12 protein-coding genes, 1 tRNA gene, 2 rRNA genes and 4 pseudogenes (1 of these 19 running past the window's edge) are annotated in these 18,137 nt (G+C 67.5%); 10 read left to right on the top strand and 9 right to left on the bottom strand.

Going from position 1 to position 18,137, the window contains the following annotated elements; all coding sequences use genetic code 11:
• From KSF81_RS18925 to KSF81_RS18915, 3 genes are all read left to right on the top strand, one after another.
• Positions 1–1,524, top strand: a 23S ribosomal RNA gene (locus KSF81_RS18925); it begins 1,229 nt to the left of the window's first position.
• A gap of 114 nt (positions 1,525–1,638) precedes the next feature.
• Positions 1,639–1,753, top strand: a 5S ribosomal RNA gene (rrf, locus tag KSF81_RS18920).
• Between the two features lie 39 nt (positions 1,754–1,792).
• Positions 1,793–1,869, top strand: a tRNA-Met gene (locus KSF81_RS18915).
• Positions 1,870–2,194: 325 nt separating this feature from the next.
• Here the strand turns inward: KSF81_RS18915 and KSF81_RS18910 are convergent.
• Together KSF81_RS18910 and KSF81_RS18905 are read right to left on the bottom strand one after the other, a co-directional pair.
• Positions 2,195–2,803 (bottom strand): cysteine hydrolase family protein, encoded by a 609-nt coding sequence (locus tag KSF81_RS18910; RefSeq protein WP_217380287.1) that lies wholly within the window; start codon positions 2,801–2,803, stop codon positions 2,195–2,197.
• Positions 2,804–2,823: 20 nt separating this feature from the next.
• Positions 2,824–4,873 (bottom strand): annotated as a pseudogene (locus tag KSF81_RS18905) (NAD(+) synthase).
• Positions 4,874–5,186: 313 nt separating this feature from the next.
• On the opposite strand from KSF81_RS18905, the gene KSF81_RS18900 reads away from it, so the two are divergent.
• The 5 genes and pseudogenes from KSF81_RS18900 to KSF81_RS18885 all read left to right on the top strand — a co-directional run bounded on the left by KSF81_RS18900 (position 5,187) and on the right by KSF81_RS18885 (position 9,493).
• Positions 5,187–6,194, top strand: coding sequence for a tripartite tricarboxylate transporter substrate binding protein (locus tag KSF81_RS18900; RefSeq protein WP_217380286.1), 1,008 nt, complete (start codon positions 5,187–5,189; stop codon positions 6,192–6,194).
• A 137-nt stretch (positions 6,195–6,331) separates the two neighbouring features.
• A pseudogene (locus tag KSF81_RS32315) lies at positions 6,332–6,499 on the top strand (hypothetical protein); the annotation flags it as partial.
• Complete coding sequence (locus KSF81_RS18895) at positions 6,480–7,538, top strand: DNA topoisomerase IB (protein WP_309139611.1); 1,059 nt, start codon at positions 6,480–6,482, stop codon at positions 7,536–7,538. The pseudogene KSF81_RS32315 and the gene KSF81_RS18895, both read left to right, overlap by 20 nt.
• A 174-nt stretch (positions 7,539–7,712) precedes the next feature.
• Complete coding sequence (locus KSF81_RS18890; protein ID WP_217380285.1) at positions 7,713–8,837, top strand: tellurite resistance/C4-dicarboxylate transporter family protein; 1,125 nt, start codon at positions 7,713–7,715, stop codon at positions 8,835–8,837.
• On the top strand, positions 8,837–9,493 hold the full coding sequence (locus KSF81_RS18885) for a DUF2459 domain-containing protein (protein WP_217380284.1): 657 nt from the start codon (positions 8,837–8,839) through the stop codon (positions 9,491–9,493). The genes KSF81_RS18890 and KSF81_RS18885 overlap by 1 nt, the downstream gene beginning before the upstream one ends.
• Before the next feature lie 232 nt (positions 9,494–9,725).
• On the opposite strand, the gene KSF81_RS18880 is transcribed toward KSF81_RS18885, so the two are convergent.
• A complete protein-coding gene (locus KSF81_RS18880) occupies positions 9,726–10,904 on the bottom strand; it encodes a VWA domain-containing protein (protein WP_217380283.1) in 1,179 nt (392 codons plus the stop codon).
• 10 nt (positions 10,905–10,914) lie between these two features.
• Complete coding sequence (locus KSF81_RS18875) at positions 10,915–11,763, bottom strand: MoxR family ATPase (RefSeq protein WP_217380282.1); 849 nt, start codon at positions 11,761–11,763, stop codon at positions 10,915–10,917.
• 124 nt (positions 11,764–11,887) lie between these two features.
• On the opposite strand from KSF81_RS18875, the gene KSF81_RS18870 reads away from it, so the two are divergent.
• Entirely contained in the window at positions 11,888–12,487 is a 600-nt protein-coding gene (locus tag KSF81_RS18870; RefSeq protein ID WP_217380281.1) for a DUF1003 domain-containing protein, read from the top strand.
• Positions 12,488–12,513: 26 nt separating this feature from the next.
• Here the strand turns inward: KSF81_RS18870 and KSF81_RS18865 are convergent, their stop codons facing one another.
• From KSF81_RS18865 to KSF81_RS18845, 5 genes and pseudogenes are all read right to left on the bottom strand, one after another.
• Positions 12,514–13,515, bottom strand: a complete 1,002-nt coding sequence (locus tag KSF81_RS18865) for a tripartite tricarboxylate transporter substrate binding protein (RefSeq protein WP_217380280.1) — start codon at positions 13,513–13,515, stop codon at positions 12,514–12,516.
• A 61-nt stretch (positions 13,516–13,576) separates the two neighbouring features.
• Positions 13,577–15,088, bottom strand: a complete 1,512-nt coding sequence (locus KSF81_RS18860) for a tripartite tricarboxylate transporter permease (RefSeq protein WP_217380279.1) — start codon at positions 15,086–15,088, stop codon at positions 13,577–13,579.
• Position 15,089: 1 nt separating this feature from the next.
• Positions 15,090–15,572 (bottom strand): tripartite tricarboxylate transporter TctB family protein, encoded by a 483-nt coding sequence (locus KSF81_RS18855; protein ID WP_217380278.1) that lies wholly within the window; start codon positions 15,570–15,572, stop codon positions 15,090–15,092.
• A 49-nt stretch (positions 15,573–15,621) separates the two neighbouring features.
• Entirely contained in the window at positions 15,622–16,119 is a 498-nt protein-coding gene (locus tag KSF81_RS18850) for a tripartite tricarboxylate transporter substrate-binding protein (protein ID WP_309139733.1), read from the bottom strand.
• Between the two features lie 171 nt (positions 16,120–16,290).
• Positions 16,291–17,696: pseudogene (locus KSF81_RS18845) on the bottom strand (IS30 family transposase).
• 44 nt (positions 17,697–17,740) lie between these two features.
• Between KSF81_RS18845 and KSF81_RS18840 the strand changes: the two are divergent.
• Positions 17,741–17,997: pseudogene (locus KSF81_RS18840) on the top strand (IS3 family transposase); the annotation flags it as partial.
• Between the last annotated feature and the right edge of the window lie 140 nt (positions 17,998–18,137).

Genomic DNA, 18,137 nt, shown 5'->3' with positions numbered 1-18,137 from the left:
AGGTATCGGAAGTGCGAATGCGGACATGAGTAGCGACAAGGAGGGTGAGAAACCCTCCCGCCGAAAGTCCAAGGGTTCCTGCGCAAGGCTAATCCGCGCAGGGTGAGCCGGCCCCTAAGGCGAGGGCGAGAGCCGTAGCCGATGGAAACCAGGTGAACATTCCTGGGCCCGCCAGAAGTGACGACCGTGAAGTTCTGTCTCTCCTTATTGGATTGGGGGGGCGGTTGGATCGGTCCGGGAAATAGCTCTGGCATTATGGACCGTACCCGAAACCGACACAGGTGGACTGGTAGAGCATACCAAGGCGCTTGAGAGAACGATGCTGAAGGAACTAGGCAAATTGCTCGCGTAACTTCGGGATAAGCGAGACCCCATTTTGGGCAACCAGGGTGGGGTGACACAAACCAGGGGGTGGCGACTGTTTAGTAAAAACACAGGGCTCTGCGAAATCGCGAGATGACGTATAGGGTCTGACGCCTGCCCGGTGCCGGAAGGTCAAGGGGAGAGGTGCAAGCCTCGAACCGAAGCCCCGGTAAACGGCGGCCGTAACTATAACGGTCCTAAGGTAGCGAAATTCCTTGTCGGGTAAGTTCCGACCTGCACGAATGGCGTAACGACCTCCCCGCTGTCTCCAGCATCGACTCAGCGAAATTGAATTCCCCGTGAAGATGCGGGGTACCCGCGGTCAGACGGAAAGACCCTATGAACCTTTACTGCAACTTCGCAGTGGCGCCAGGAAGGGACTGTGTAGGATAGGTGGGAGGCTTTGAAGCCGGGGCGCCAGCTCTGGTGGAGCCACCCTTGAAATACCACCCTGTGCCTTTCTGGCGTCTAACTGAGCCCGGTAAGCCCGGGTCAGGACCCTGCGTGGTGGGCAGTTTGACTGGGGCGGTCGCCTCCCAAATGGTAACGGAGGCGCGCGATGGTGGGCTCAAGCCGGTCGGACATCGGCTGTCGAGTGCAAAGGCACAAGCCCGCCTGACTGTGAGCGCGACAGCGCGAACAGAGACGAAAGTCGGCCTTAGTGATCCGGTGGTCCCGCGTGGAAGGGCCATCGCTCAACGGATAAAAGGTACTCTAGGGATAACAGGCTGATCTCCCCCAAGAGTCCACATCGACGGGGAGGTTTGGCACCTCGATGTCGGCTCATCGCATCCCGGGGCTGGAGCAGGTCCCAAGGGTTCGGCTGTTCGCCGATTAAAGCGGTACGTGAGCTGGGTTTAGAACGTCGTGAGACAGTTCGGTCCCTATCTGCCGTGGGTGCAGGAGACTTGAGAGGATCCGTCCCTAGTACGAGAGGACCGGGATGGACGCACCTCTGGTGTACCAGTTGTCACGCCCGTGGCATCGCTGGGTAGCTAAGTGCGGACGGGATAACCGCTGAAGGCATCTAAGCGGGAAACCCCCCCTCGAAACGAGGTCTCCCTCGAGGGCCGTGACAGACCATCACGTTGATAGGCCGCAGGTGGAAGTGGGGCAACCCATGCAGCCGAGCGGTCCTAATCGCCCGATAGAGCTCACATCCCACCAGCGCAGCGCCCGTCGCAAGACGGGCACCGCACGCAGCACCAAGCCGCGCCGCACACCACACCCCAACCAATCCCAGCACCACATCGCATCCAGGATCCGGCCTGGTGGCCCGGTGGCCATCGCGGGGATGATACACCCGATCCCATCCCGAACTCGGCCGTGAAACACCCCAGCGCCCATGGTACTGCACCTCAAGGTGCGGGAGAGTCGGTCGCCGCCGGGCCGCCAGGCCGGATCCTCGATGCCACCCCACCACCACCCACGCGGGGTGGAGCAGCCCGGTAGCTCGTCAGGCTCATAACCTGAAGGTCACAGGTTCAAATCCTGTCCCCGCATCCAACTTCAGCAAACCCAAATGCCAAACCCGTCAGCCCCAGCGGCCGACGGGCTCTCTGCGTCCGCAGACGCACGCGGAAAGCCGCGGCGACCATGCGCAGCCTGACCAATACAACCAGCGCAGCGAACGGGAGCCCAGTGCGGGCCGCCCATGTGCCATCGCTCGGATCCACAGCACAACAAAGCCGCCAACGCCACGAGCGCGGCGATGGCAGGACCGCTGCTCCGTTGGAGTCCGGGTAGCATGGCGCAGAGGCCGCATTCCCGTCCAGCGTGAGGCGCGAGATCAGGCCGAACTCCGGTTCCGGTTGATGCCGTGGCTCCCAGGCTAGGTCCAGGAATGCAGGAGCTGGTCCGCCGTCACGGCCTCGACCTGCTGACCATACCGTTCCCGGTAGAGCGTCAGCATGGCGTCATGCGTGTGGTCGGAGGAACTGCAAATCGCGTCGGTTGGAATGACGACACGGTAGCCCCGGTCCACCGCACCCAGCACCGTCGCAAGGACGCAGACATCGGTTTCCGCGCCCGTGACGATCAGGGAGTCGATGCCCCGCGCCCGCAATAGCTGATCGAGCGCCGGTTCCATCCAGGGCGAATAGACCCGCTTGTCGATCACCTGGGCCGGCGGCACGAGCCGGGCCAGGGGCGGCAGTAGGTCGATGCTGCCGGGGGGTAGCGCCTCCAGCGTCATCTCGCTCCAGCGCTCATAGTAACGACGCCAAGTGCCCTCACCATCGCCGGGACGCTCCGCTGGGATGAAGCGGGTGAAGATCGTCCGCTCCGGCCAGGCGCTGGCGATGCGCTCGACAACTGGCAGCACGCGTTCCATCCATGGGGTGTGCCACTCGGTCTCGCCGGCGAAGAGGTTCTGCATGTCCACGCAGAGATGCGCACAGCTTTCCGTCAATGGACCATATTGGAACCCCTGCTGACCCATCCTCCGCGCCTCCGCCGGTCCTATCCGAGGCTCCCTGGCACGTTCCGCGCCAGTTCTTCGAGCCAGGCATTCGCATTCCCGTCCGAAGGGGCCCGCCAATCGCCGCGCGGAGAAAGCGATCCACCGGCCACCACCTTGGGACCATTCGGCATGGCCGAGCGCTTGAACTGGCTGAAGCCGAAGAAACGGCGCAGGAAGACCTCCAGCCAGCGCCGGATCTCGGGCAGCGCATAGGCGCGGCGCTGCCCGGCGGGGAAGCCGGGTGGCCAGCGGCCGCGCTCGGCCTCGCCCCAGGCCCGGAGCGCCAGGAAGGCGATCTTCGAGGGGCGGAAGCCATGCCGCAGCGTGTAGAAGAGGTGGAAATCCTGGAGTTCATAAGGGCCCACCTTGGCCTCGGTACTCTGGATCTCCTGGCCTTCCTGCGCCGGAATCAACTCGGGCGAAATCTCCGTGCCAAGGATCGCTTCCAGCGTTGCCGATGCGGCGCTGTCGAATTGGCCGGAGCCGATCGCCCAGCGGATGAGGTGCTGGATCAGCGTCTTCGGCACGCCGGCATTGACGTTGTAGTGGGACATCTGGTCGCCGACGCCATAGGTGCACCAGCCCAGGGCCAGTTCCGACAGGTCGCCGGTGCCGAGCACGATGCCGTCCTGGTAATTGGCGGCGCGGAACAGGTAGTCGGTGCGGAGGCCCGCCTGCACATTCTCGAAGGTGACGTCATGGACCGGCTCGCCACGAGCGAAGGGGTGGCCGAGATCGGCCAGCATCTGCCTCGCCGCCGGCCGTATATCCAACTCGTGCGCGGTGACGCCGAAGGATCGCATGAGGCGGTGCGCGTTGCCCTTGGTGCCCTCGCTGGTGCCGAAACCCGGCAGGGTATAGGCGATGATCCCGGTCCGCGGCCGCTCCAGCAGGTCCATGGCCTTCGCCGCCACGATCAGCGCCTGGGTGGAATCGAGGCCGCCCGAGACGCCGATGATGATGCGTTTGACCTTGGCGGCGCGCAGGCGCTGCATCAGGCCCGAGACCTGGATGTTGTAGGCCTCGTAGCAATCCTGCGAGAGCCGCTCCGGATCCGTGGGCACGAAGGGGAAGCGCTCGACGCTTCGCTCGAAGCCGAGATCCGCCATGGGCGGGTCGAGCCGGAAGGGCAGGCGCCGGAAGCCCGCCGCTGCCGCATGCCGCCGCCGGTTGTCGTCAAATGTGCCCTGCCTTGCGCGCTCCTGGCGCAGGAGATCCAGGTCGATATCCGCCACCACCACCTGGTTGCCGGCGGGAAAGCGCTCGCTCTCCTTCAGGACCACGCCATTCTCGAAGATCGAGACCTGCCCGTCCCAGGCCAGGTCCGTCGTGGATTCACCCGGCCCCGCGGCCGCATAGACATAGGCCGCGAGGCAGCGTGCCGATTGCGACTGGCAGAGCAGCCGCCGCGTATCGGCCTTGCCGATGGTGATGTTGCTGGCCGAGAGATTCGCCAGGACGGTGGCGCCGGCAAGCGCCGCCTCGGCGCTGGGCGGGATGGGAACCCAGAGATCCTCGCAGATCTCGGCGTGGATGATGAGCCCGGGGACGTCTTCCGCGGCGAAGAGCAGATCGGGACCGAAGGGCGCCTCCAGGGCTCCCAGGCCGATCCTTTCGCCCACCATGCCCTCGCCGGAGGCGAAATGGCGGTGTTCATAGAATTCCCCGGTAGTTCGGCAGGTGGATCTTGGGCACCACCCCCAGCAGCCGGCCGCGATGCACGGCGATGGCGGTGTTGTAGACCCGCCCGGCATGGCGCAGCGGCGCCCCGATCAGCAGCAGCGGCCGCAGCGCGGCGGAGGCATCGACGATCCGCGCGACGGCTGCCTCCACACCCTCCAGCAGCGCGTCCTGCAGCAGGAGGTCGTCGATCGCATAGCCGGACAATGTGAGTTCGGGAAAGACGGCCAGGGCGACGCCCTGCTGGTCGCATTGCCTGGCCATGTCGAGGATGGCGGCGGCATTGGCGGCAGGGTCCGCCAGGGTGCAATTCATGGTGCAGGCGGCGATCCGGGCGAAGCCATGCCGGTAGAGCGACAGGAAACTCATGCTGCGTCCTGTGGATCGGAAGGGAGATGGCTTCCGGTGGCCGGATCGGCGGCCGGGCTGCCAGGCTGCCGTATGGGGGTCATTGCTCTACCGTGGCATGGTTGCCGTACATCCTGCCGCTTCAACGCGGATTGGCCAAATCGTTTCATACGGCTTGCCGCTGGGACGGGGCCGTGCCGCCAGCCGGCGCGGATCGCAAGGGCGTGCAAGGATGCGGCAGGAAAGGTAGTCTGGGCACCACAAGGCGCAGCCGGCAGCAGGCGGGCCGAGGGAGAGACAAGGAATGAGAACACCACAGGGGCATGCCGACTCCGTGCCTGCATCCGCGCGCCTGTCGCGCCGCACCGCCCTCGGCGCGATCGCCGGCGCCCTCGCCGCGCCGGTCATCGGCATGCCGGCATCCGGCCGTGCGCAGCAGGGTGCGGATTGGCCCAGCCAGCCGGTGCGCTACATCAATATCTTCCCCCCGGGCGGTGCCACCGACACGCTCTCGCGCTACTGGTGCGCGAAGATGAGCGAGCTCGCTGGCCAGCAATTCGTGGTGGAGAACCGCAGCGGCTCCGGCGGCAATGTCGGGGTGGACGCCATCGCGAAGTCCCGGCCGGACGGCTATACGATCGGCCTCGGCAGCATCGCCCCGCATGCCATCGCGCCGACGCTCTATGCCAGCCTGCCCTTCAATGCGGCGCGGGACTTCACCTTCGTCTCCGGCCTCTGGCAATTGCCGAACCTGCTGGTGGTCAACAATGACCTGCCGGTGCGCACGGTGCCGGAACTGATCGCGCTGCTGAAGGCCAATCCCGGCAAATACGCCTATGGTTCCTCCGGCATCGGCACCACCCCGCATCTCTCGGGCGAGATGCTGAAGCAGATGGTCGGGACGGACATCCTGCACGTGCCCTATCGCGGCGGCGCCCCGGCGCTGCTCGACCTGCTGGCGGGACGGGTGCACATGATCATGGACAATATCCCGGGGCTCCTGCCGACGGCGCGCGAGGGCCGGATACGGGCGCTGGCCGTCACCGGCCCGCAGCGTAGCCCGGCGGCGCCGGAACTGCCGACCATGGCGGAATTCCTGCCGGGCTTCGAGATGACCTCCTGGGGCGCCGTCTGCGGCCCCGCCGGCTTGCCGCGACCGGTGGTGGAGCGGATGTCGAGCCTTGCGAAGCGGGCACTGGAGAGCCCGGACCTGGTCCGCAGCTACCAGGAACTCGGCGCCACGCCCTGGTGGACGACGCCGGAGGAGATCACCGCCTTCCGCGCCCATGAGGAGGCCCGGCTTGCGCCGCTGATCCGGGCAAGCGGCGCGCGGGTGGAATAGGCAGTCGGAGCGCGACGGCACGACGCCCTTTCGCGTGACGCGGCGGTAATCGGGCGTCGGCAGCCGCGGCCCGTGCGGCGCCCTGAAACCGCGAAGGCAGCGCAGGGTTCTCGTGTGGCTGCGGGAAGGCCTGCCCCATGCTGCTGGACAACGCTGATTCCACCACGAGCCCGACGGAGGCGCTCGAAGCCGCGCGGGAAGCCGGTCTTCGCTATGTTTCTGACGAGGTGCCCGGCATCTCCCGGCAGCGGAAGGGGAGGGGCTTCAGTTACCGCCTGCCGCAGGGTGGACCGCTTCGCGACAGCGGGGCGCTCGCCCGCATCCGGTCGCTCGCCATTCCCCCCGGCCTGGACGCAGGTCTGGATCTGCCCGGACCCCGAAGGCCACATCCAGGCCACCGGGCGCGATCAGAAGGGCCGCAAGCAGTACCGCTACCATCCGCGCTGGCGCGAGGTGCGGGACGCGGCGAAATACGACCACATGCTGGATTTCGCGCAAGGATTGCCCGCGATCCGTTCAAGGGTGGCGGCCGACATGGCGCTGCCGGGGCTGCCCCGCGAGCGGGTATTGGCGACGGTCGTGCATCTGCTGGAAGCGACCCTGATCCGCGTCGGCAACGACGACTACGCCGAACAGAACCAGAGCTACGGCCTGACCACGCTGCTTGCGCGGCATGTCGGGGTAGAGGGGGCGGAGTTGCGCTTCGCATTCAAGGGCAAGAGCGGCAAGACCTGGCGGCTGCGGGTGACCGACCGGCGCGTCGCCCGGATCGTCAAGGCATGCCAGGATCTGCCGGGGCAGGAGCTGTTCCAGTATGTGGACGCGGCGGGGGAGGTGCATGGCATCAGTTCCGCCGATGTGAATGCGTATCTCCGTGCGATCTCCGGGCAGGATGTCACCGCCAAGGATTTCCGCACCTGGGCGGGCACGGTGCTCGCTGCGCTGGCCTTGCGCGGGTTCGAGCCCTTCGACAGCCATGCTGCGGCCAAGCGCAACATCAGGTCCGCCATCGAATGCGTGGCGGCGCGCCTCGGCAACACGCCAACGATATGCCGCAAGTGCTATGTGCATCCGCATGTGGTGGACTGCTATCTCGAAGGCATGCTCACACTCGATATCGTGGCCGCGGCGGAGCAGCGCAGCGACCTTGCCGGATTGCCGCCGGAGGAAGCCGCTGTGCTCACGCTTCTGCTGGAACGGCTGAAGCGGATGGGGCGGGACCGGGAGGAGCCGCATGCAGGCCGCGGCACCACCACCGGGACGGCCAGGCGATCCGGCCGGAAGCGCCCTGCTGCGCAGCCCCGGGAGGATGCCCGCAATCTTGGGAATCAGGCAGCCAAGTAGCGCAGAAGGGCGTATTTTTGCCAGCCTGCCTCCGAAAGCCGCCGGATCGGTCAGGCTGCTGCGACATCGTGGAGCGACCCTTTCCCGAGCGCGCCGCGGCGCCGAAGGCCCGGTTCCGCGATGTCCTGCGGCAGATATTCCAGGCAGGATGGCGAGGTGGCTACTGAGGTGCGGATGGTCAAGAAACCCCTGGCCTTGCGGAGGATTTCGACCAAGCAGCCTGCCATCCTGCGGGAAGGCCCGCAGGATGCCGGGGCGGCGCGGCTCGCATGGCTCGCTGATTTCCCGCCCGGCTATTTCGCCTTCGTCATGGCAACCGGCATCGTCTCGGTCGCGGCGCATCGCCTCCAGGTGCCAGGGGTTCCGGGCGTGCTGTTCGCGTTGAATCTGGTCACCTACCCGGTCCTCTGGATCGTCACGCTTGCGCGCCTGCTGTGCTTTCCTGCCGCCCTGCTCCGCGACATGGCCAGCCATGCGGTGGGTCCGACCTTCCTGACCAAGGTCGCGGCGACCGGCGTACTGGGCACCCAGGTGGCCCTGCTGACCCCGCATCTGGAAGTCGCCCTGTGGCTATGGCTCTTCGCGGTCCTGCTCTGGGTGATCCTGCTCTACGGCTTCTTCCTGGCGATGACGCTCGCCGACCCCAAGCCTCCCATTGAGCGGGGCCTTGGCGGCGCCTGGCTGCTGGTCACCGTCTCGACCGAATCGCTCTGCGTCCTGGGCACGACCGTCGCCGATCTGCTGCCGCGGCCGGAGATCGCCACCTTCGGTTGCCTGTGCCTCTTTCTCCTCGGGGGAATGTTCTACGCGGTCTTCATTTCCCTCATCATGTACCGGTGGCTGTTCTTCAACATGACCGCGGAGATGCTGACGCCGCCCTACTGGATCAACATGGGCGCGGTGGCGATCACCACGCTGGCGGGCGCCAACCTCATGCTCTACGCGGAGAGCCATCCGGGCGTGCTCGGCTTCATGCCCTTCCTCGCCGCGCTGACGGCAGGGTTCTGGGCCGCGGCGACCTGGTGGGTCCCCCTCCTCGTCGCCATCACCGTCTGGCGCCACGCGGTGGAGCGGGTTCCGCTGAGCTACGACCCGCAATACTGGTCCATGGTCTTCCCGCTCGGGATGTACACCACGGCGACTGCCGCCTACGCACGCGTGACCGGCTATGATTTCCTCATGCCGATTCCGCGGGTTTTCGTCTGGGTTGCGCTCGCGGCATGGCTCGCCGCTTTCGGCGGCCTGCTGCTCCGGACGGCCCATGCAACCCGCTGCCGGGTGCGGCCACGGCCGTTGTGATGGCGGCGGGCAGTCCCTCGGCCGGCCCCGCCGTCTGGCTGCTCCTGGCTGGCCTGGCCTTGGCTGGATGCGCCAGCAGTCCGGCGCTGCACCATGCGTCCCGGCTTGGCCCGCCAGTTGCCACCATCGAAGTCATCGCCCGCGACTGGCATGCCGACATCGCCCTGCCGGTCACGGCGCTGGAGCCTCCGCTGGCAGCCCTGGCGCGCCGCTTTCCCGGCGCCAGCCATCTGGTCATCGGCTTCGGCGACCGTGGCTATTGGCCGCGGCCGACCGTCTCACCACTGGACATGCTCCGGGCCTTGCTGCCGGGGCCGGGGGCGATCCTGGTCACCGGCCTCCGGGTCTCGCCCGCCGAGGCGTTTGGCGCGGCGAATGTGGTGGTGCTGCCCCTGTCGCAGGCCGGGCTCGACCAGGTTTCGCGCTTCCTCCGGGAGGGGCTGGAGACGGGCCCGGATGAGGCGCCCCGCAGCGTGGCGCCGGGGCCCTATCCCGGCAGCCTGTTCTACGCCTCCACCCGCCGCTATTCCTTCGCCTATACCTGCAATACTTGGTCCGCCGAAGCGCTGCGGCAGGCCGGAATCCCGGTGATAGTGACCGGCGTCCTGCTCACCAGCCAAGTGATGGCGCAGGCCCGCGCCGCTGCGGAGCGGTAAGCGCCCCGCGCCTCAGCGCGCCGGCACGACCACGGTCGACGGTGGCGGCGGATTCGGGTTGCTGCTGCTGAAGCTGACGCAGCCCGCCAGGGCAAGGGAGGTGACCAGGATCAGGAAGGATCGACGCATGGGGTGCTCCTCGCGCGTCTCGATGGGGACCGCGGCAATGTTACGCGCCCCGCGCAACTTGGTTCCGGCCAGGGCTGCGTTTTCGCGGCGTGAAGGCCGGGTGCTACCGGCTGAGTTCCCGCGTCATCGCCTCGATCCCGCCGACGGTGAGGGGGAACATCCGGCCCTCCACCAGTTGCCGCATCAGGTCGGTCGAGACGGAATGCGGCCAAGTCGCTTCCGGCATCGGGTTCAGCCAGGCGGTGCGGCGGAAGTGGCCGGTCAGGCGGTTCATCCAGACGGTGCCGGACTCCTCGTTCCAGTGCTCCACGCTGCCGCCATGCTGCACGATCTCATAGGGGCTCATGCTGGCATCGCCGACCAGGATCAGCTTGTAGTCGGGGCCATAGGTCCGCAGCACCTCGAAGGTGGAGACCTCGCTTTCCTTGCGGCGCCGGTTGTTGCGCCACAGCCGCTCATAGGGGCAGTTGTGGAAGTAGTAGTGCTCCAGATGCTTGAACTCGGAGCGCGCGGCGGAGAACAGCTCCTCCGAGAGCCGCACATGGTCATCCATGGAGCCGCCGATATCAAGCAGCAGCAGCACCTTCACCGTATTGTGCCGCTCCGGGACCAGTTTCAGATCCAGCGACCCCGCATTGTTCGCAGTGGAGCGGATGGTATCCGGCAGGTCGAGCTCGGTCGCCGCGCCCTGGCGGGCGAAGCGGCGCAGCCGGCGGAGCGCCAGCTTCATGTTGCGGGTGCCGATCTCGATGCTGTCGTCGAGGTCGCGGAATTCCCTTTTGTCCCAGACCTTCACGGCGCGGCGATGGCGGGATTCCTCCTGGCCGATCCGCACGCCTTCGGGGTTGTAGCCATGCGCGCCGAAGGGGGAGGTCCCGCCGGTGCCGATCCATTTGCTGCCGCCCTGGTGGCGGCCCTTCTGCTCGGCCAGGCGCTGCTTCAGCAAATCCATCAGCGCATCGAAGCCGCCGGCGGCCTTGATCTGCGCCTTCTCCTCCTCGGTCAGGAGCTTCTCCACCATCTTCCTGAGCCAGTCCTCGGGAATCTCGCGCTTGAGGTCGCCCTCGGGCGGTTCCAGCCCGCGGAAGACCTCGCCGAAGACGCGGTCGAAGCGGTCGAGGTGACGTTCGTCCTTCACCAGCGCGGCGCGGCTCAGGTAGTAGAAATCCTCCACGCTGTAATCGGCCACGCCCTCGCGCATGGCCCGCATCAGGGTGAGGTATTCGGTGATGGAGGCCGGCAGCCCGGCCTCCCTGAGCGCGATGATGAAGGTGGCGAACATGGGCTTGGCCCTAACGCTGCTGCCGGCGCGAGAGGAAGGCCAGGCGCTCGAACAGGTGCACATCCTGCTCGTTCTTGAGCAGGGCGCCATAGAGCGGCGGGATCGCCACCTTCGGGTCCTGGCTGCGCAGCACCTCGGGCGGCAGGTCCTCGATCATCAGCAGCTTCAGCCAGTCCAGCAATTCGCTGGTGGCGGGCTTCTTCTTCAGCTCCTGCACGCCGCGGATCTGGAAGAAGACATTCAGCGCCTCCCGCGCCAGATCCTGGCGGATATCCGGGTAGTGAGCCTGGACGATGCGCTCCATCGTCTCGCGGTCCGGGAAGCGGATGTAGTGGAAGAAGCAGCGGCGCAGGAAGGCGTCCGGCAGTTCCTTCTCGTTGTTCGAGGTAATGATGACGATGGGCCGGTGCCGCGCCGCCACGGTCTGCCTCGTTTCGTAGACGAAGAACTGCATGCGGTCGAGTTCGAGCAGCAGGTCGTTCGGAAACTCGATATCCGCCTTGTCGATCTCGTCGATCAGCAGCACCACGGGATGGTCGGCCTCGAAAGCGTCCCACATCTTGCCGCGCACGATGTAATCCGCGATGTCATGCACCCGCGGGTCGCCCAATTGCCCGTCGCGCAACCGGGAGACGGCGTCGTATTCATAGAGGCCCTGCTGCGCCTTGGTGGTGGATTTGATGTGCCACTCGATCAGCGGATGCCCAAGCGCCTGGGCGATCTCATGCGCCAGCACGGTCTTGCCGGTGCCGGGCTCCCCCTTCACCAGCAGCGGGCGCTGTAGCGAGACGGCGGCATTGACCGCTACCTCCAGGTCGCGCGACGCGATATATTTCTCGGTGCTCCTGAAACCGGCCACACAAGCCCCCTGCCATCATTCGGGCGGAGGGTGAAGCCTCGGCCGGCTTCGGGCAAGGTGCCTGTTTGGGCGGCCCTGCGATCTTCCCGATCCGGGCCGCTGCCGGCCCGACGGAGCCCGACCCATGAGCGAAACCATCATCGCCGATCCCGCCGAACGCTGGTTTGGCCGCAGCGCCGAGACCCTGAGCGCCAGCGAGCGGCTGGTGCTCTCCGCGGCGGCGGAGCGGAACCTGGTCAGCCGGGACATCAACAAGGCTTTCGCCGGCAAGCTGACGCTCGGCCAGCGGCTTGCCGACAAGGTCGCCGAATTCGGCGGCTCATGGGGCTTCATCATCGCCTTCGCCGTGGCGCTGGCGCTCTGGACCGGCCTCAACACGGTGCTGCTGGACCGACCCTTCGATGCCTATCCCTTCATCTTCCTGAACCTGCTGCTGTCGATGCTGGCGGCGGTCCAGGCGCCGATCATCATGATGAGCCAGAACCGCCACGCGGCGAAGGACCGGCTCGACGCAGCGCATGACTATGAAATCAACCTCAAGGCGGAGATCGAGATCATGGCCCTGCATGAGAAGCTCGATCAACTCCGCAGTGAGCAGATCGCCGCGCTGCTGGCCAGGCAGGAGCAACAGATCGAACTCCTGACCGGCCTTCTCAGGGAGGGGCGGTCCCTTGGCCCCGGGCCCGCCGCGGGCGGCCTCTCCGCCACCCGCGAACCGCACTGACCCGGCGCCCGGCCCGTGCAGGCCGGTCAGACCTTCGCCAGCCCCGCCGCCTTCATCGCCTCGCCGAGGGACTTGTCCGCTGCCTCCAGGTGGCGGGCGAAGCCGGCGGCATCGGCATAGACCAGGCCGAAGCCGCGGGCATTCAGGAAGTCCTTGTATTCCTGGCTGTTGAAGACGCGGCCGAGCGCCGGGTCCATCGCCGCCTTCACCTCGGCCGGCAGGTTGGACGGGCCGGCGATGCCGCGCCAGGCACCGGTCTGGTAATCGACCCCCATCGCCTCCTTCAGCGTCGGGATATCAGGGAAGGCGGAAAGCCGCTCCGGCGCCATCACCGCCAGGCTGCGGGCGCGGCCGGCATCCAGCATGGCCCGCGCCTCCGGCACCGAACAGGTGGTGAAGTCGAGCCCGCCCGCCGCGAGGTCCTGCATCGCCGGCGCCGCGCCGTTCGAGGGCACCCAGCGCACATGGTCGGCCTTCAGCCCCATCGCGCCCAGCCAGCCGGCCAGCGCCAGGTGCCAGATGCCGCCCTGGCCGGTGCCGGAGGCCTTGAGCTGGCCGGGCCGGCTCGCCTTGATGGCATCCGCCAGCGCCTTCACGTCCCGGTAGGGCGCGCTGTTGTTCACCTGGATGCCCGGCGGGTCGTTGTTCATCAGGCCGAGCGGCGTGTAATTCCGGTAGGTGACCTCGGTCAGCCCCTGCCAGTGCAGCATGCAGATCTCGGCAGTGATGATGCCGAGCGTGTAGCCATCCGGCTGCGCATTGGCGATGGCGGCATGGCCGACCACGCCGGAGCCGCCGGTGCGGTTCACCACGTTGAAGGGCTGGCCGAGATCCTTCTCCAGCAGGATGGCGATGATGCGCAGCACTGCATCGGTGCCGCCGCCGGCCGCCCAGGGGCAGAGCATCTGCACCGGCCGGGCGGGCCAGCGCGGCTGCGCCAGGGCGGGCCCGATCAAGGCCGGGCGGGCCAGCGGCGCCAGGGCCAGGGCGGCGCCACCCAGCAAAGCGCGGCGGGGAATGCTCTTCATTGGCGAACCTCCTTGCGGCCATGCCCTTCAACCGGGCCAGCCATGTTCATTGCGACAATAGCTAGCGCGGCGCGGCGGCCGCCCGCAAGCGCCCGGCCTGGACCCGGCCCAGCAGCCAGGCCCCCACCGGCCAGAGCAGCGCGCCGAAGGTCAGCGCCGCCAGCACCGCGGAGACCGGCCTTTCGATGAAGGGCAGCACATCGCCATCCGACTTGATGAGGGAGGTGATGAAATTCTGCTCCACCATCGAGCCCATGATGATGCCGAGCACCAATGCCGCCACCGGATAGCCGTTGCGCTCCATGACGAAGCCGAGCACGCCGAAGGCGGCCACCATCACCACCGAGAAGAGGTTGGCCCCGGTGGCATAGGAGCCCACCGCGCAGAGCAGGATGATAGCCGGCATCACCGCCGAGCGCGGCGCCCGCAGCACCAGCGAGGCGAGGCGGATCATGACGATGCCCAGCGGGATCATGATGATGTTGGCGATGATGAAGATGAGGTAGAGCGCATACATGCTGCTGGCGCGTTCGGTGAACAGCGTCGGCCCGGGATTCAGCCCCTTCATGTAGAGCACGCCGATGGCGATCGCCGTGATGGTGTCGCCGGGAATGCCGAAGAGCAGCGCCGGCACCCAGCCGCTGGCCAGCGAGGCATTGTTGGAGGCGCCGGCCTCCACCAGCCCCTCCGGGTGGCCGGTGCCGACTTTCTCCGGCTCCTTCGAGAATTTCTTCGACATGGCATAGCTGACCCAGGCCGCCATGTCGGCCCCGGCACCCGGCAGCACGCCGATGATGATGCCGATGATGTTGCCCCTCCACATCGGCCATTGGTATTTCTTCGTCAGCGCCCATTGCCCGGCCAGGATGCTGCCGAATTTGCGGCGCGGCAGCTTCGGCGGTTCCGGCGTCACCATCGCGCGCATCACCTCGGAGACCGCGAAGACGCCGACCAGGGCCGGGATCGGCTCGATCCCGCCAAGCAGGTTCGTCACGCCGAAGGTGAAGCGCGGCGTGCCCGCCGGATTCTCCATGCCGATACAGGCGATCAGCAGGCCAAGCAGCATGGAGGCGATCGCCTTGACGGGTGAGGACCGCGCCACCAGGGTCGCGCACATCAGCCCGAGGAAGGCGAGCCAGAAATACTCATAGGTGGAGAAGGACAGCGCCATCTCCGCCAGCAGCGGTGCCATCAGCACCAGCGACAGCGTGCCGACGATGCCGCCGATGGCGCTGAACCAGAGGCCGGCGCCGAGCGCCACCTCCGCCTGGCCCCTGCGCGTCATCGCATAGGCTTCGTCGGTATAGGCCGCGGAGGCCGGCGTGCCGGGGATGCGCAGCAGGCAGCCCGGGATGTCGCCCGAGAAGATCGCCATGGCCGAGGCCGTGATGATCGTCGCCACCGCCGCGATCGGCGAGAGGTAGAAGGTCACGGGCACCAGCAGCGCCGTCGCCATGGTGGCGGAAAGGCCGGGCAGCGAGCCCACCACCAGCCCATAGATCGCGGAGGCCAGGATCGCGAGCACCACATCCGCCGCCGCGACCAGGCGGAAGGCTTCGAGCATGTCGTTCATGTCACCACGGCGCCGGCAGGAGGCCCGCGGGCAGGGGCACCCGCAGCAGCTTGTAGAAGACCAGATGCACCAGGGCCGGCGCCAGGATGGCGATCGGCACCGCCAGGCGCGGCCGGGCGCCAAGGGCCATAGCCGCGGTGAAGACGATCAGCGCCGCGGTCGGCAGGAAGCCCAGCAGGTCCACCGCGAAGACATAGAAGAGCAGCAGCGCCGGCGGCACCAGGGCGCGCAGGCCGGCGAGCCGCCGGAACCAGCCGCCGGAAGGCGCCGTGTCCTCCTCAGCCTCCTCCGTCACCTCGAAGTTGTGGCCGATGCCGAATGCGATCAGCACGCCGCACAGCACGAGGCCGCCGCCGATCAGCATGGGGAAGGCGGCCGGCCCGACATCCTGGCCCGGCACCGCCGGCAGTCGGGAGCCGGACAGGGCCGCCGCGCCCCCGAGCACCACCAGGAAGGCACCGGTCACCCGGTCGGAAAGCTGCACGCGTTTGCCCCCTTTGATTGTTGCCGCACAGTCTAGACCTTGGCCGGCGTCATTCCAGCCGGATATTCGTACCGGCGATGACGCGCTGCCAGAAGGCCAATTGCTCCCCGATGAAGCCGGCGAAATGGGCGGGGGAGGGGGCCGGGATCTCCATGCCGAGCTCCGCATAGCGGGCGCGCAGGGTCGCGCCCCGCATCGCAGTGGCGATCAGGCCGCTGAGCCGGGCGGCGATCTCCGGCGGCAGCCCCGCCAGTCCGGCGATGCCGTTCCAGGAATGGACCAGGTAGCCCGGCAGCCGCTCCCACAGGGTGGGGGTATCGGGCAGCAGCGCCAGCCGATCCTGGCCGGAGACGGCCAGGATGCGCACCCGCCCCGCCTGCTGGTGCGGCAGCGCCGCCTGGATGTTGTCGAGCACCATGTCCACCCGGCCGCCGGGCAGATCGGCCCAGGCCGGGCCGCTGCCACTATAGGGCACATGGGTCAGCGGCAGCCCGGCCTGCACCCGCAGCACCTCGCCGCCCAGATGCCCGCTGGTGCCACCGACAATCTCTCGGAGAGCTTTCTGGGCAGGGTATCCTGGGTGAACCGCCCTGGGTTTGGTGGAGGCCCCAACCCTTGAGAGGAAGGGGCGATGACGAAGAGAACATCGAACCGCTTTTCGCCTGAGGTGCAGGAGGCGGCCTTACCCATCAGAGCGACAGGGGCGGGCAACTCGAGTTCAAGTGGTCGTCGCAACACCTGTGTGCGCCGATCTCAGCAACTCGTCAAAGGCTTCGGCCGGCGTTCTCCATCCGAGTGTCTTGCGCGGCCGGCTGTTGAGCGTTGTGGCCACCGCGGTAAGGGCTGCCGCGCTGTGGTCGCTCAGGTCCGTGCCCTTCGGGAAATACTGCCGCAGCAGCCCATTGGTGTTCTCGTTCGTCCCGCGCTGCCAAGGGCTGTGTGGGTCACAGAAGTAGACCTGCACACCGGTATCGATTCGCAGCTGCGCGTGCTGGCTCAGCTCCGCACCTTGATCCCAGGTCAAGGATTGTCGCAGCTGCTGGGGCAGCGTCCTGATCGAGCGCGTGATGGCGCCGCATACCGCCACGGCACCATGGCCCGCCAGGGCAGGCCCGTTTTTCACCCGATCACCCCCCCCCCGTGTCCCGCCATGCGCGGCAGGTGGAGCAACAGGGTGAACCGTGTCGTCCGCTCGACCAGCGTGCCGATCGCCGAACTGCCCAAGCCGAGGATCAGGTCCCCCTCCCAGTGGCCTGGCACCGCCCGGTCGGCCACCTCCGCCGGCCGTTCGCTGATCATGACCTCGGGCGTGACATGCGACTTGCCCCGTCCGCGGCTGCGCGCCCGCGGCACCCGGAGCGCCCGCCCGGTCCGCAGGCAGGCGGTCAGCTCACGCCGCAGCGCGCCGCGCCCCTGTACGTACAGCGCCTGGTAGATGGCCTCATGGCTGATGCGCATTGTCTCGTCACCAGGGAAGTCGAGCCGCAGCCGTCGGGCAATTTGCTCGGGGCTCCACGCCCTCGCCCACCGGCGGTGCTGCCGGCGCCCGTGCCGACGGCCCCTCCAGGGCACGACGGGCCCGCCAACCGAAGCCCCGCCCGGACCGGCAACCGCACCCGCGAGCCGGTCCTGAACATACTTCCGCAACGTCGCGCGCACAGCCAGCTTCGCCGGCTTTGGCCGACGCGCCGCCCGCTCGGCATGCCACTGCGCCGTCGTGGCCCGGTACTCCAGACCGCCGCTACGCGTGGCTGCGTTCCGTCGCAGTTCACGCGAGATCGTCGAGGCGTCCCGCCCCAGCCGCCGGGCCGTCTCCCGCACCCCACAGCCCTGCGCCCGCAACAGCGCAATCTCCTCGCGCTCCGTGAACAACAGGTACCGCTCCGAAGGTGGCTTCGCCGATGGTGCAAGTATCTTTGGTGGCATGCCGCCCGCCTCCCGGAACCAGCGGAAGCCTACTGGCGGCGACACGCCTGCACCAATCGCCGCGTCCTCGCTCGACAGGCCCGTCGCAATCGCCGCCCAGAACTGCCGCCGGTTCTCGCGCTGAGCCACGCCTGGCCGCCCAGGTGACCGCCCCAACACCGCTCGCAGTGCTCGTTCCGAACGCCGCCGACCTGCCATCACTGACCGTCCCAACCAGAGTGTTGCGACGACCACTTGAATCCACCCAATACGTGTCCACTCGATACACGGAACGGCTCCTCGAGGCCGGCTCGCGGAGGCCGTCATCGGCCTGCTCAAGACCGAGGTGATCCGACACCGCGGCCCGTGGCGCTCTCTGGAAGCGGTCGAGTACGCCACCCTGGAGTGGGTGGACTGCTACAACACCCGCCGCCTCCTCGAGCCGATCGGCAACATCCCACCCGCCGAGGCCGAGGCGCGCTACTATGCCCAGTTCGAGCCAGCCGCCATGGCGGCCTGACTCAAGCTCACCGGCCTCCGGCGGAGCCGGGGCGGTTCAGTCGTGAACGGTTCCTGTTTGACAACCGGGCTGATCCTCGGTCATCATGCGCAGTTACAGACGGCCGTTGATGTGACCAGCGGTCTCGGGCTGTGCTGAAA

Source organism: Siccirubricoccus sp. G192 (genome assembly GCF_019084075.1).
Classification (GTDB): domain Bacteria; phylum Pseudomonadota; class Alphaproteobacteria; order Acetobacterales; family Acetobacteraceae; genus G192.
Note: the sequence above shows the minus strand (reverse complement) of the source record. Positions and strands in the feature narration are given on the sequence as shown.